This window comes from Photobacterium sp. GJ3, assembly GCF_018199995.1.
Lineage (GTDB): Bacteria > Pseudomonadota > Gammaproteobacteria > Enterobacterales > Vibrionaceae > Photobacterium.
Genome location: NZ_CP073579.1, coordinates 496,139 through 510,550 on the forward strand (window position 1 = coordinate 496,139; position 14,412 = coordinate 510,550).

Annotated in this window: 10 protein-coding genes; 2 read left to right on the plus strand and 8 right to left on the minus strand. The window is 43.5% G+C overall.

The genetic code is table 11. From position 1 onward, the window contains the following. Positions 1-166: 166 nt before the first annotated feature. The 6 genes from argE to KDD30_RS19125 are packed head-to-tail and all read right to left on the minus strand — an operon-like array spanning position 167 to position 6,387. Positions 167-1,324 (minus strand): acetylornithine deacetylase, encoded by a 1,158-nt coding sequence (gene argE, locus KDD30_RS19100; RefSeq protein ID WP_211651566.1) that lies wholly within the window; start codon positions 1,322-1,324, stop codon positions 167-169. Further along, positions 1,318-2,547, minus strand: coding sequence for a Zn-dependent hydrolase (locus tag KDD30_RS19105; protein WP_211651567.1), 1,230 nt, complete (start codon positions 2,545-2,547; stop codon positions 1,318-1,320). The genes argE and KDD30_RS19105 overlap by 7 nt, the downstream gene beginning before the upstream one ends. Beyond that, positions 2,544-4,034 (minus strand): tripartite tricarboxylate transporter permease, encoded by a 1,491-nt coding sequence (locus KDD30_RS19110; RefSeq protein ID WP_211651568.1) that lies wholly within the window; start codon positions 4,032-4,034, stop codon positions 2,544-2,546. Before KDD30_RS19110 ends, KDD30_RS19105 begins: the two co-directional genes overlap by 4 nt. Before the next feature lie 6 nt (positions 4,035-4,040). After that, on the minus strand, positions 4,041-4,526 hold the full coding sequence (locus KDD30_RS24915) for a tripartite tricarboxylate transporter TctB family protein (protein WP_211651569.1): 486 nt from the start codon (positions 4,524-4,526) through the stop codon (positions 4,041-4,043). Positions 4,527-4,580: 54 nt separating this feature from the next. After that, positions 4,581-5,546, minus strand: coding sequence for a tripartite tricarboxylate transporter substrate binding protein (locus tag KDD30_RS19120; RefSeq protein ID WP_211651570.1), 966 nt, complete (start codon positions 5,544-5,546; stop codon positions 4,581-4,583). Between the two features lie 10 nt (positions 5,547-5,556). Further along, positions 5,557-6,387 (minus strand): MurR/RpiR family transcriptional regulator, encoded by an 831-nt coding sequence (locus tag KDD30_RS19125; RefSeq protein ID WP_211651571.1) that lies wholly within the window; start codon positions 6,385-6,387, stop codon positions 5,557-5,559. Between the two features lie 670 nt (positions 6,388-7,057). Between KDD30_RS19125 and KDD30_RS19130 the strand changes: the two genes are divergently transcribed. After that, positions 7,058-7,516 (plus strand): transposase, encoded by a 459-nt coding sequence (locus KDD30_RS19130; protein WP_249199422.1) that lies wholly within the window; start codon positions 7,058-7,060, stop codon positions 7,514-7,516. Between the two features lie 374 nt (positions 7,517-7,890). On the opposite strand, the gene KDD30_RS19135 is transcribed toward KDD30_RS19130, so the two are convergent. Then, complete coding sequence (locus KDD30_RS19135; RefSeq protein WP_211651573.1) at positions 7,891-9,270, minus strand: DUF2235 domain-containing protein; 1,380 nt, start codon at positions 9,268-9,270, stop codon at positions 7,891-7,893. Positions 9,271-9,474: 204 nt separating this feature from the next. On the opposite strand from KDD30_RS19135, the gene KDD30_RS19140 reads away from it, so the two are divergent. Beyond that, positions 9,475-11,394: a hypothetical protein gene (locus KDD30_RS19140; protein WP_211651574.1), complete on the plus strand. Its 1,920-nt coding sequence runs from the start codon at positions 9,475-9,477 to the stop codon at positions 11,392-11,394. Between the two features lie 120 nt (positions 11,395-11,514). Here KDD30_RS19140 and gcvP read toward each other — a convergent pair whose 3' ends face one another. Next, a complete protein-coding gene (gene gcvP, locus KDD30_RS19145) occupies positions 11,515-14,397 on the minus strand; it encodes an aminomethyl-transferring glycine dehydrogenase (RefSeq protein ID WP_211651575.1) in 2,883 nt (960 codons plus the stop codon). Positions 14,398-14,412 lie beyond the last annotated feature (15 nt).

Genomic DNA, 14,412 nt, shown 5'->3' on the forward strand with positions numbered 1-14,412 from the left:
TGCTGACCGTTTACCTGAATAATTCAGCCCAGATTAGCGAGCTACCTCCCCAACTATACCTAAGTGGGCAGTAGGAGAGGTGTTGTCAAAAATGAACGGTTTAGCCTCTACATCTGCATATGAAAGCGATGATCACCACACATGCAAGATGTGATTTCATAGACTGTTATCCTGGTGTGCTCATGAGCCTGAATAGCTTTTGAACGAACTCATCACAGCGTTCAAGCTGTTCCAGAGAGATATACTCGTTGGGCTTGTGAGCCTCGTTGATGCTGCCCGGGCCACAAATAATGCTCGGTATTCCGTTGATGCTCTCAAACGACCCTCCTTCAGTACCATAGGATACCTTCCCACTTGGTTTGCTGAACAGCGGGTTGAGTTTCATGAAAGCGTCTGAACTGCAAGCGTCGGACATCCCTGGATAGTTGAACTGAGTACGCCATGTAAAACCACACTTTGGATCGACTGCTTTCATGCCTGGTGTCAACTGAGTGTCAATATCATCGTAGAGCTTCTGAAGCACGTGCAAAGGTTGGGTTTCTGGCAGATGGCGGATCTCGAAACGAAACGCGCAGTCCTCAGGTGTGATATTGGTTGCAACACCGCCAGATATCATCGTAGTGAGCATCGTATTATGAGGAACGGTGTAGTCATGATCATACGGGCCCTCGGTCTTGAATCGTTCAGCTTGCTCGCTAATTTTGACGATAGCTTTCGCGGCATACTCTATGGCATTGACCTGGTTGGGGGCGTCCGAAGAATGGCCGCAGGTGCCCTTTACATGGCATTGAACGCTGATTTTTCCTTTGTGGCCGTTGATGGTATTCATCATGGAGGGCTCGCCAATAATAGCCAGATCCGGGTGGATGTTATTCTGTCTGAGGTAATCAAGGGCACTGTGGATACCAATACAGCCAACCTCTTCATCATATGAGAATATGAGATATAGCGGTGCTGTAAGTTCGTTGTGATTCAGTTTGGCGATGTTGTAAAGGACAACGGCAATGAACCCCTTCATGTCACAGGTCCCCCGTCCATAGACCAAGCCATCACGAATGCTCATCTCGAAAGGGTTGCTGTTCCAGTCGGGCTCAACGGCTGGTACCACATCCGTATGCCCAGACAGCACGATTCCGCCTTCCTTCTCTGGCCCGATATGGGCGAACAGGTTAGCCTTCGTTTTCTCCTGGTTGTAAATGATGGTCGGGTTTATGTCATGCTCAGAAAGGAAAGCTTGGATCCAGTCAATGAGGTCCAGGTTGCTTTTCGAACTTGTCGAGTCAAAGCTAATCAGCTTCTGTAAAATGGATAGATAGCTTAACATGCTTCCCTCATGATGTATTTTTCTAACAGCAGAGTGCCCTTAAACAGTTGAGTTCTGGATGAGTACTCTTCAGGGCAGTGGCTGCGACCGTCCTTTGAAGGAATGAATATCATGGACGACGGGCATATTTTGTTGATGTAGGCTGCATCATGGCCTGCGCCGCTTGCCATGGTGCAATGGGTCAGGTTGAGCTCCTCTGCATATTGGGTCAGATTGCGTTGGATATCAGCATCACAGATTTCCGCTGGCGACGAAGAGAGGATTTGTATGCCGACTGGTGTTTGATGTTGTTCCTGGATTTGCTGAGCCACCTCTTTTAAGATGTTGATGAATTTTACGATCATTGCGTCATTGCTCGATCGAATGTCACACGTAAACGTACATCGGTTTGGAACCACATTCGCACCGTTTGGAAAGACAGAGCATTGCCCGATCGTTGCGACAAAATAATGTTCACTTTCGGTGGCAAAGCTGATGGCCGTATCATGAATAAAACGGAAGAGGTATGAAGCAGAATTGAATGCATCTTTCCTTAGATTCATTGGTGTTGTACCAGAGTGTGCCGCGGTCCCTTCAATCACAACTTCGATACGCTGGATGCCAACAATAGAGCTCACGATGCCTACATCGGTGTTGGTGTCTTCCAGATGCGGGCCTTGTTCGATATGTAATTCGACGAATTTTGCTATATCGCTGTCAGACAATACGCACTGATCCAATTGTTCAGGCGCTCCGCCGATGAGCCGTATGGCACCGTCCAGTGACAACCCACTGCGATCCTGACGCTCTAGCGCATTTTTGGGGAGTTTGCCTGCCATTGCCCGAGAACCAATGCAGGAAATTCCAAAGTCACTCGGCTCCTCACTTGTAAAGTCAATGACCAAGAAGTCACGCTTTGTCACGATTCCCTGTTCTACGATGCTCCGAGCGACCTCTAGTCCGGCAAGCACGCCTGCGATACCATCAAACCGACCCCCGTTTTGCACCGTATCCAGGTGAGAACCTGTGGCGATGGCAGGAAGATCGCTATGCCCTTTCAGGCGGCCGATCATATTCCCAGCCGGATCGACCGTGGTTTCCATGCCCAGTTTGTCAAACTCCGACTGAAGCCAAGCTCTTGCCTGCCGGTATTCCTTTGTAAAACAACGGCGAGCAAAGGATCCTTCTTCTGTCATCGTTGCTATGGTTTCAATGTCTTTCCATAATCGTTCTTGAGAAATCATAGTGTTACCTTTTGTTTTTGAGATCGATGTTTGATGAGTTTGATGATGGAAATGAGAACAAAGCAGACAATCACAAAAACTAAGCCCTTGCTAATGCCTGATTCTGTAAAGATGCCTAGTTCACCTCTGGAGATAGAGAGAGAACGTCGAAGGTTCTCTTCGAGCATTGGCCCGATAATGAAAGCGATCAAAAACGGAGCGGTGGGGATCTTTGCACTCATCATGAAGTAACCGAGTCCGCCCATAACGAGCAGTACTGCGATATCAAAAGTGTTATTCGTGACTGAGTAGATCCCGAACAGGCACAGGACCAATACACAGGGGAATAAGTAGTGCTTGGGAAGTTTGACGATATGTGAAAACATCCTTGCGGTGATCGAGCCAGCAAAGAACAGAATGAACGAGCTGAGAAGGATACCGATGAACAGCGAATAAATAAGGTTAATATTTGTTTCGAAAAGGAGAGGGCCTGGGTTGATCCCGTGGATCATAAAGGCTCCCAACATGACGCCGGTAATCACATCGCCGGGAATTCCGAGAGCCAATAGAGGGATCATTGTTGCGCCGCAGCAGCCGTTGTTTGCTGACTCTGAAGCAGCGATACCCTCGATGGAGCCATGGCCGAATTCTTCAGGGTTTTTGGAGCTTCGTTTGGCTTCGCTGTAGGAGAAGAATGCGGCCGAAGCTGGTCCGATACCTGGGATAGCGCCAAGAACTACGCCGATTGTGCTTCCTTTGAGAATCGCTTTGGACGAACTTTTAAGATCACGTAATGAGAAGGTGGTTTTTTTCACTTTCATGACAGGAGAAGCGCCTTCGCCTTTGTTCATGATGAGTTTCAATACTTCCGGGATGGCAAACAAGCCAATAAGGACGGGAACGACATTCAATTTACTTTGCAGGTTCTCGTTAAATGCAAAGCGATAGCTGCCATAGATATCCTGACCTACGGTAGCCAGTATCAGGCCCAGGCAGGCGGAAAGGATCCCCTTCCTAAGGTTGCCCTCGGACACTCCCGATATAATAAACAGAGCAATGACCATGATCAGGAAATATTCTGGCGGCCCAATCAGAAGCGCATAAGCGGCAAGGGGAATCGCAAGGAAAATCAGAGCGATGTTAGAGATGAAGTCTCCTATGCATGAAGAATACAGCGCAGCTTTCAGGGCCGTATTCGCTTTCCCTTGCTGGGCGAGTGGGTAACCATCGAGTACAGTACAGGCGGCAGAGGCGGTACCTGGGGTTTTAATTAATATCGCCGAAATTGATGCGCCATATGTACTGCCTTTGTACAGAGCAACCAACAATAAGATGCTCGTGATAGGAGGCATATAAAAGGTAAAAGGAAGCGCGAGCGTGACCGCCATGGTTCCCGTCATTCCGGGAATGGAACCAACGATCACACCAAACCATATACCAGCAACCATGACGATGATATTTTCGAGCGTAAAAACGAGTTCTGCTGCAGAGAGTATTTCATTCAACATATCTGGTTACACTCCTAAGAAGCCGGTTGGAAATTGTGTTTGAGCGATGTTTGTAAATATGAAATATATTAATAAAGTAAACAAAGCAGACACGCCAAAGGCCTTCAAAACAGAGGTCGTGCTTGCTGGGCCTGGATTTGACATCATGATCAAGGCTAAACTAAGAAAGATTGTCGATATGATAAATCCGAGAATAGAGATTAATTCATAATAGAGAATAAATAGGGTAAATATAAAAATAAGCTTGAGTGATTTACCTTTATTGATGTTTATCCTTAATTTGGATATCTGCTTTATGTTGGTTAAAATCATGGAGAAAGAAATAACACAACAAACTGATGTGATCGTATATGGCCAGAAGCTAGGCCCCACAGCAGAATTGGTTAAATAAGCTGGGGTTTCGACCCACACAGGAATAATAAAAAATATGACAAGGAGAGATAATATTAAAAATATTATTCCAATGACTAGTTCATTTCTTTGTTCGTTCATGAGGTGTACTCAAAAAAGGGTAGGGACCTACCCTATTGTTGATGGACAGTTATCTTAATAGCCGAATTTTTTTGAAAGCTCGACAAATAGTTTGTACTGATCGCCAGCAAACGCTTCGGCATCAACCTGGTTGATGAGCGAGATAGCACTACGTTTAGAAACAAGTTCTTTCCACTCGCTATCTTTCTCAACTTGAGTCAGTATGCTTTGCCATTTTTCTACGACATCCTGTGGGAGGTTTTTCGGACCATAAAGGCCACTCCACCCAGTGATCTGCCCCGCCTGTATATAGCCCATCTCTTTCGCTGTCGGTACATCAGGCATGCTGCTCAGACGGTCGGTTGCATAAACCAGCAGCGGGGTGAGTTTGCCTGACTCGATGTGCGGGATTAACGAGCTCCCCGCAATTGCCAAGAAGTCAATATGTCCGCCCAGGAGAGCAGAGGCCATTGCGCCGCCCCCGGTGTAAGGGATAAGGGTGGCCCCTGACTGAGCTTGAATGCCGTTATCGTCAAGCAGGGCCTGAACTGTGAAGCCATCAATCGCAAGCGGGCCTGATGCAGCATAGGTTAGCCTTCCCGGCTCGGCCTTGATTTTCTCGATTAACTGTTCAATCGTCTGGATACCGGATTTAGCATTAACGGCTAAAATCATCGGTGTCGATTCCACGATACTCAGGAAACTGTAGTCATCCCAGTCTGTTGGAGACTGTTTATTTACAGCAGGGTAGAGAGACATACCCACGCGTGACAGGAGCAACGTATAGCCGTCTGGTTTGGATTTGGAAACATAGCTGGCACCAACCATGCCCCCGTTACCTGTCTTGTTGATGACGACGATGGGAGTGTCATCAGTGTACTTTTGAGCCACAAGAGCAAGGGAGCGTGCTGCAATATCAGAAGCGCCACCTGCGCTATATGGCGCAACCAGTGTGATAGCTTTATCTGGATATTCAGATGCAACGGCACCGGTGGAATAAAGTGCACAGATGATTGACGAATAGAAAATACCCTTTTTCATATTATCCCTCTTAGTTGTATGTATTCAGATGTTCAGCAAGTTTTACCTGTTGTTTCATTCGCTCTTCGTAGGTCGTTCTGTTATTTTTTGCTAAAGTAGAAACGAGAACGTTTGCGATAATCATCGGTGCTGCGAAAGTAAATGTTCCGGAAACATTCTCGATGACCATGGTATTCTCTTTTTTCATGGAAATAGGCGACTGGAAGGAGTCCGTAACTGCCAGTACGTTGCAATTTAATTCCGAAAAATACGTTGCCACATCAACGGTCTGCTTGGTATATCGGCTAAAGCTGAAAGAAATCAAAATATCATTGCTGCTGACGAATTGTAATGAGTTAGATAAATTTGAATGAGAGTCATCAAGCAATATAACATTTTTAATGAAATTTTTTAGTAGGAAATGGATATAATAGGCCAGTGAGTATGAGCTCCTGGAACTATGGATATATATCGTATCAGAATTGCTTATTTTGTTGCACCAGTCGTCTATCTTGATCTGGTTTTCAATCGTATTAACTGACTCGATAATTCTCATATCACTAGCGATAATATCATGTAATATGCATCCATCTCCTTTAATAATTTCTTTCGTAATATTCATGGGTTGAAATTGAACTTTAACTTCGGCCTGTAGCTGCTTTTGAAATTCGTTATATCCAGCAAACCCAATAGCTTTCACAAACCGGTTAATGCTGGAAAGGCTGCATCCCGCTGATTGGCTAAACTCACTGATCGTCATGAACGCGACCTCAACCTTATTTACCTGAAGGTAATTCCAGATGGATTGATTCACTCCCTTCAGTGACTCAGTTTCATGTATAGCAGAATTCAAAATGTTCATAGCTCTGTATTGATTGTTTTAACTGTAAGTGAACATACCACTAACAAATACTTGTGGAAAAATATTTCCATTTCAAGTGTGACTCAAGTAATGTTTTTTGCTCTGATAAGGTTTATACCCTACATTTTTGTGGCTAAAATCACTGTTTTTGGCTGTGTTTGACAGGTTTGAATTAATTATTTCCAGAATGGTTCTGGGGTGAATCAGCACGCTGAGTTATAGGTTTGTTATCAAAAATGAAGGAAAATCGGAGGAGACTTGCATGCACTCATCTTTCGCTTCCTGAAAATAATTTGATGATGAAATTTGAAGAGGTGTGCAGCCACAGACAGAGCCTTAAGCACATAAATTTCATCTAAGGCTTTGTCTTTATAGGATTTTTTCTGGGCTGTTTTGCGAGTATTCATGGATTTATATACCATAGCCCTGGCTTTGCTGACTAAATCGGCATGAACTTTTATTTCAGCCAGTGATCTGATCTTATAATGCTCACTGACTTTCTGGATCGACGAAGAAGCACTAAGCCGTTGGTTATGCTCTGAACATCACGGTAACCATGGACGCGCTATCAGTATTCAGACACGGCGATCATGACTGCGCTTATGGTGAAGTGTCTATTAACCTGTCACTTCGTGCTGTTCAAGGTTTCATGAATTCAGTGTTTTCTCTGATGAAAGTACCGCTAACATGCCCGAACTTCAGCAGTCTCAGCAAACGCGTGAAAATACTCGATATCTCCATCAAAATACCTGCTCGAGGTGAAATTCGTCATTTTGCCATTGACGCAACTGGCAAGAAGCTTTTCGGTAAAGGGAAAATGAAAAAGCGTGGTAAGGAGAAACGCCGTTTCAGGCGAAAGTTCCATCTTGCTATTGCTCATCAAGTCATCTGCGCAGAACTCTCGTTATCAACCGTCACTGATCGCGAAATCAGGCCAACGATGCTCAACCAGACTTATCGTCAGATCAAATCGATATCAGATGACGGTGCGTATGATACCAAGCGATTCAACGGAAGAAGGCACAGCCCCTTATTCCGTCCAGATCTGGAACGGCATACTTGGAGCGCGGGTTATCCCAGAAATGTTGCGGTTGGAAACCAGCGGATTCACGGTAGCAATGAACACTGAAAAAAGACCAGTGGTTACCACAGTCGCTCAATCTCGGAAACGGCGATGTCGAGATATAAGCGGCTGCTTGGCTCAGCTTTAAGCCTGCGTGATTACAACGGTCAAGTCGGCGAAGCACTTGCAGCCGTTCGTGCGTTGAACAAGTTAACAGGGTTATGTATCCCTGAAACACATAAAGCTAGATCATGACTTATTTAGGATGGATCTGTTTGTTATCTGAGTTGATCAACAAAGCTATCGCCAGGATCTGACTGTCCGTGTACCGTGATTTGTTCATGCAGAATCTCCTTTCGTTTAGGTTACGAGATAATTCTACTTTTTGTCACTGTTATTTATCGGGGGGATTACCGTGTGTAGCCTGCTCTTCAGCCATTCTAACCAAATTCCATTGGCCCCTTCAAGATATCATCTTTTTGTTTTCGGCTGAGATAGCTGAGGAAACAAAGTATACTCAATAAGATAATTGAAATAATGGGGTGGTTTTTTATGGAACACAATATTTCATGCGAATAAGATGATAAAAAATTGAATTCCCATCTCTTATTGTATGAGATCATCACGGTAAGATAAATGAAGATAAGTGTAAATATGGTTGCAGAGGTAAGATAGTATTTTTTAACTTTGTCGATGTTTTTTTCGAGCTTTTTGTAGATTGGTTCATCTCCCAGTTGAACTTCTTTTGCGTCTACTATTATCGATGTTGGCAGGGCGATTGGTGCATAGCCAGTTATATTCTGTGACAGCCGGTGAATGACACTTTTATCAACAAGGGTAATTGGCTTTTCTTTACCACAAATGTTACATCTTTCAGCGATCACTCGGGGGCTATAGCGGTAAAATATGCCTAACCCTTTCCTTGAATCGTACATTTTTCCATGAGGATTTGCTCGCTTTAAATAATTAGAAAAAATATGATGATCAATTATCAACCCTGCAGCTTGAGCTTTCTCAAGTATCCAGATCAGAGGAACATAAGACAGATCGTCATCTGGGTAACCGCCTCCAACATTTGAGTGCATGCCACTGAACCATACCTGTTCAATTCGAGGTGGATTTTTGGATGTTTTTGATGATTCCTCTACTTCATTTTCCCAAAGAACAGGATGAAAAGTTTCTCTTTCATCATCAATTGCAAGTGCATGGCAGGCTTTCTCTACAATGTGAGAGAGGTGATGATCAGGGAGGTATAAATGAAAAAACTTATTCACTATTTCTTTCATGAATTTTATTGGAGCGCCATAGGCATCGACTGTATCCCATAATCCTACAAATTTTATTTTTATTTCTGGATTCAATTGCTGGATGACATTGGTATGATCTGTGCCTTCTACTCTGTTTTTCCAATTTTTTCGGTACTCACTAAACTTTTGAATCGCTTCTTTTCTCATCTTATCTGGTGACTCACCATTAAAATTGATTAATCCTCTATTTGCGATAAACCCAATCAAAACACGAATAGTAAATGCACCACGACTAAACCCAAAGCAGTAGATATGATCGCCAGGTTTATAATTTCGGCTTAGGAATAGATATAAGTCGATAACATTTCGCCTGAGTCCATATCCAAAGGCGCCGCCAAGGAGCTTCAATGGTTTAAAAGATGATGTTCCAACACCGTCATCATAGAGAGATATTTGAATAACTTCCTGATTATTATAGTCAATCGCTTTGTAAGTCCGCCAGACATTTGTTTTATTGAGTTTTGCAGCACTGTTGCCAGTCCCATCTGAGAGAAGGATGATATTTTTGGTCATGTTGATACCCTCTGATTAGAGTCTCTATATTAATTTAATTTTATTTGTCTTGTTCATTAGAAATGTTACGGATTCCATGTTGCTGCTCTTCATTTATGAAACAATGTCTATTTGTATGGAAATAATCATGCTATAAAACAATATCGAGTTTTTCTGCTATTGTTAAACTAATAATTATGTCAAATTGTCATTGGCGAGGTTAATATGAGCAAGTCTCCTTTTGATAAGTATTACTATAACTTAAAAAATAATTTCAATAGTTTTCTTCCAGGAGGTATTTTACTTGAGAAAATATATATTTATTCTGATAAATATTATTCTGTTGATGATTTGACTTTTAATGATGAGAATGAAAAGTTTAAAGAATTTATTGATTCTAAAAAAGAGAGCATTAACCTTTTAAAAATGAAATTAGAGGATGTGAATGGAAAAGTAAAGAGTGATTACTTATGCATGAGTGACTGTATCAAAGAGATTTCCATGAAAGACAAATCTGCATCCGATTATTTGACATTTAAAATATTTATCGAGAAAAAGGTTAAATTATTATTATGCGGGATGATAAATAGTATAAACGAAGTAGAGGAAATAAAATATGATATTGATTGCTTAGATGTAGAAAGCAGGAAATTTTATGAACAAAGAGGTGGTAGTTTAAAGAAATATTTACAAGCATTAACAGAATCTTATTTGAATTCTTATAAAAATAACTATCCAACGATTTCAAGATCTGGGGTTTCGAAAATATTTCTCAGTGAGATTGACTCAGAGAAAGATAAAATTGAACGTCTGTCGAAAAGAATAAAAACAGAGTTGATGATAGTGAAATCTCTGAGGGAGTATATTCACTTGAAAAGGCGGCGTTTAGATGTGAATATTGATGAATTTGATAAAACCATTAACTTTCTTAAAAAGTTCATAAAAATTGATATTGTAAAAGAGAAAAATATCGAGGGGAGAATGGAACATAAATTAGATGGTTGCGTTTTGATTAAAGATTTTAAAATATTTAATCATTTTGGAATTGAAACCATATCACTTCCGATTGTAGGTGTTTCAGCAATATATTTATTTTCCATTATTTATTTGGTAACATATTTTTATTCTGATTTGTCTTTTTTATTTTATTCTCTAGGGTTTATTTCTTTTTCAGATCTATATGATATTGCTTTAACTTCAATTTCGTTTTATCTATCAGTTTTATTATCTATATTTATTTATTTTAATTATATTGAGAGGTATTATAGATTGATGTTTAAAGAAAGAGATGAAAATAGATTTATTAAGTTAACTCGACATCATCGTTTTGAAATAACAAAGTTAATGAGCTTTTTAGTTATGCCGATAGTGATTTTACCTATTATCTCAGCGATAATTGACATTAATTATGATGAGGGGAAATATATTGTTCAAAAGGGATTTGAAAATCACTATCCAGTTAAAATTCTATTTTCTAATTATACACTTGTCAAGTTAGTCGATAATGAAGAATGGTACAAAGAAACATACTCTTGGATTCCTAACCGTAACATTAGCTGCTTTTATGGTGGCCGAAATTCTGATGATAGTATGGATGTTTGTACAAGTGATAGTGAACCTAAAGTTATATCAGTAGCGGTTCAACTTCATTCACAGGAAAACTTTATGGAAAAGTATTCGCGTTGTTTAATTGAGTCTGTGGATTCTAGTGAATACTTTGAGGTTCATTTTTGTAACAATAGTGATTATGCCATCAATGGATATAAGGTTAATAATGAAAGAGTAGAAAAATTTAATAATAATTGTGATTTGGATTCGAATTCAAATATGGAACAATATAAGGGTAAATATTCGGATAATTATAATGACCTGAAAAGGAAGTTATCACATTATGTTTTGAGTCGTGTTAATGAAAATAAAAAAATTGTAATTTCAGGTCATGCTAGTCAAGTTGGTGACTCTTTAAATAATTTTAAATTATCAAGTACTAGAATTAAGTATGTAATAGATAATCTAATTATTAATAATGGTAATGTTGATGTTGAAAATGACATTAAGGCAAGAATACCTTTTTCTGAACTTCATCCAATAGCACGCAAAATAGATGACCAACGCTCTGTAATTATTATGTTGTGTCAGTTTTAATCGTGAATTTGTGTCATGTTACGAACAAAGTTTGTGAGCAGCACTATCGTGTTGAAAATTGACGGTAAAAAAAGCGAGGCCATTTGGCCTCGCTTTGTTGAACACTGTGATCAAAAACCATCAGTCCTCAATATAGTTCTCGATGCTTGGGCATGAGCAGATCAGATTCCGGTCACCGAAGACGTTGTCGACGCGATTGACGGTTGGCCAGTATTTCGCACCTTTGGTGTGTGCCGATGGGAAGCACGCCAGCTCGCGGCTGTAGCTGTGGTTCCACTCCGCATCCATTAGGTCAGCCTGAGTATGCGGTGCATTGACCAGCGGGTTGTCTTCCAGTGGCCATTCACCAGCCTGAACGCGGGCAATTTCCTGACGGATGGCGATCATTGCATCGCAGAAGCGATCCAGTTCAGCCAGATCTTCCGATTCAGTCGGTTCGATCATCAGAGTGCCAGCAACCGGGAAGGACATGGTTGGCGCGTGGAAACCGTAGTCCATCAGACGCTTCGCGACATCTTCTTCAGAAATGCCAGAGGCTTCTTTCAGCGGACGGATGTCGATAATACATTCGTGCGCGATGCGTCCCTGCGTACCCCGGTACAGGACAGGGTAGTGGTCACGCAGACGTTCCATTACATAGTTTGCGTTCAGAATCGCCAGCTTGGTTGCCTGAGTCAGGCCTTCTGAACCCATCATCGCGATGTAAGCGTAAGAGATTGGCAGAATCGATGCCGAACCCAGTTCAGCCGCAGATACCGCGTACTGAGAACCTTCTGTGGCATTCACAGATTCTACGTGACCTGGCAGGAAGGGAGCCAGATGCGATTTCACACCAATCGGACCCATACCCGGACCGCCACCGCCATGCGGGATACAGAAGGTTTTGTGCAGGTTCAGGTGCGATACATCGGAACCGATAAAACCAGGGTTGGTCAGGCCAACCTGTGCGTTCATGTTTGCGCCGTCCAGATAAACTTGGCCGCCAGCCGCATGAACCAGTTCACACACTTCACGGACTGCTTCTTCGTAGACACCGTGCGTCGACGGGTAAGTAATCATGATGCATGACAGGTTGTCGCGGTGTTTTTCAATTTTCGCTTTCAGATCTTCAACGTCGATGTTGCCGTTTGCATCACAGCCAACGACCACAACTTTCATCGACACCATTGCCGCAGAAGCCGGGTTCGTACCGTGCGCAGAGCTTGGGATCAGGCACACATTCCGGTGCGCTTCACCATTGGCGGCATGGTAACGCTGAATTGCAATCAAACCGGCATACTCGCCCTGAGCACCAGAGTTTGGCTGCAGAGAGAATGCATCGTAGCCAGTGACAGAACACAGCATTTCAGACAGCTTGCTCGCCAGTTGCTGATAACCTTGGGTTTGATCCGCTGGCGCAAACGGGTGCAGGGCACCGAATTCAGGCCAGGTGACCGGAATCATTTCTGCCGCAGCGTTCAGCTTCATGGTGCAGCTGCCCAGTGGGATCATGCCGTGTGTGAGTGAATAGTCTTTGTTTTCCAGTTTCTTCATGTAACGCATCATTTGCGTTTCGCTGTGATACTGGTTAAAGACAGGGTGCGTCAGGTATTCACTGGTGCGGCGGCAGTTTTCCGGAATTGCGGCGAACTCGTTTGCTGCAATGTCGTCGGTAAACGCGGTGGCTTTCAGCGACTGGCCAGTGAAAATTTCCAGCAGTTCTTCAACATCAGAAACCTGCGTGGTTTCGTCCAGGCTGACACCCAGCTTGTCGCTGTACTTGCGCAGGTTGATTCCTGCAGCCAGCGCTTTTTTGTAGATCGCGTCGGTTTGTTTTGCCGTGTTGACGGTGATGGTATCGAAGAAGGTGTCATTCACCAGTTCAATGCCAGCGTTTTTCAGGCCAGCAGCCAGAATTGCAGTCAGGTGATGCACGCGACGGCCGATTTTACGCAGACCTTCCGGACCATGATACAGGGCATAAAATGCAGCCATGTTTGCCAGCAGTGCCTGAGCCGTACAAATGTTCGAGGTCGCTTTTTCACGACGGATATGCTGCTCACGGGTTTGCATCGCCATGCGCAACGCCTGATTGCCTTTAGCGTCTTTTGATACGCCAATGACACGGCCAGGCATGGTGCGTTTGTGAGCATCTTTGGTTGCCATGAAGCCAGCGTGCGGGCCACCAAAGCCCATTGGAACGCCGAAGCGCTGTGCGCTGCCGATGACAACGTCTGCGCCCATGTCGCCCGGTGCTTTCAGCAGCGTCAGTGCCAGCAGATCAGAAGCAACAGCCACCAGAGTCTTCTTGGCATGTGCTTTTTCGATGATGTCAGACAGGTCGGACACGGCACCTGTCGTGCCCGGGTACTGAACCAGTGCACCGAAAACGTCGTGATTGTCCAGTTCTTCTGCTTTGCCGCGAATGATTTCGATGCCGATGTATTCGGCACGGGTCACAACCACATCAATGGTTTGTGGATGCAGGTCTGTCGAGACGAAGAATGTTTTGCTCTTGCTTTTGCTCGCACGCTGACACAGGGTCATCGCTTCTGCAGCAGCAGTTGCTTCATCCAGCAGGGAAGCGTTCGCCAGTTCCATGCCGGTCAGATCCATGATCATTTGCTGATAGTTCAGCAGGGATTCCAGACGGCCCTGAGAGATTTCTGGCTGATAAGGCGTGTATGCGGTGTACCAGCCTGGATTTTCCAGGACGTTGCGCAGAATCACGTTCGGCGTGAAGGTGTTGTAGTAACCCTGACCGATGAAACTGCGGTTGATGACGTTTTGGCTCGCAACGACTTTCAGCGCAGCGAGCATATCTGCTTCGCTTTGTGGCTGATCCAGCTTCATGGCTTCTTTCAGACGAATGGAAGCCGGGACAGTTTCTTCAATCAACTTGTCAATGCTGTCGACGCCGATGGTGTTCAGCATGGTTGCTTGCTGTGCTGCATTCGGGCCGTTGTGACGGGTTGCAAAGGCTTGGTCGTCACTGAGTGCATGTAAAAGGTTCATGTCGGTCATGGTTCTTTCCTGAAC

Bases quoted from the DNA above. Each gene is read 5' to 3' on its own strand.
- argE (WP_211651566.1), bottom strand. From the start codon at position 1,324: ATGTTAAGCTATCTATCCATTTTACAGAAGCTGATTAGCTTTGACTCG.
- KDD30_RS19105 (WP_211651567.1), bottom strand. From the start codon at position 2,547: ATGATTTCTCAAGAACGATTATGGAAAGACATTGAAACCATAGCAACG.
- KDD30_RS19110 (WP_211651568.1), bottom strand. From the start codon at position 4,034: ATGTTGAATGAAATACTCTCTGCAGCAGAACTCGTTTTTACGCTCGAA.
- KDD30_RS24915 (WP_211651569.1), bottom strand. From the start codon at position 4,526: ATGAACGAACAAAGAAATGAACTAGTCATTGGAATAATATTTTTAATA.
- KDD30_RS19120 (WP_211651570.1), bottom strand. From the start codon at position 5,546: ATGAAAAAGGGTATTTTCTATTCGTCAATCATCTGTGCACTTTATTCC.
- KDD30_RS19125 (WP_211651571.1), bottom strand. From the start codon at position 6,387: ATGAACATTTTGAATTCTGCTATACATGAAACTGAGTCACTGAAGGGA.
- KDD30_RS19130 (WP_249199422.1), top strand. From the start codon at position 7,058: ATGAAAGTACCGCTAACATGCCCGAACTTCAGCAGTCTCAGCAAACGC.
- KDD30_RS19135 (WP_211651573.1), bottom strand. From the start codon at position 9,270: ATGACCAAAAATATCATCCTTCTCTCAGATGGGACTGGCAACAGTGCT.
- KDD30_RS19140 (WP_211651574.1), top strand. From the start codon at position 9,475: ATGAGCAAGTCTCCTTTTGATAAGTATTACTATAACTTAAAAAATAAT.
- gcvP (WP_211651575.1), bottom strand. From the start codon at position 14,397: ATGACCGACATGAACCTTTTACATGCACTCAGTGACGACCAAGCCTTT.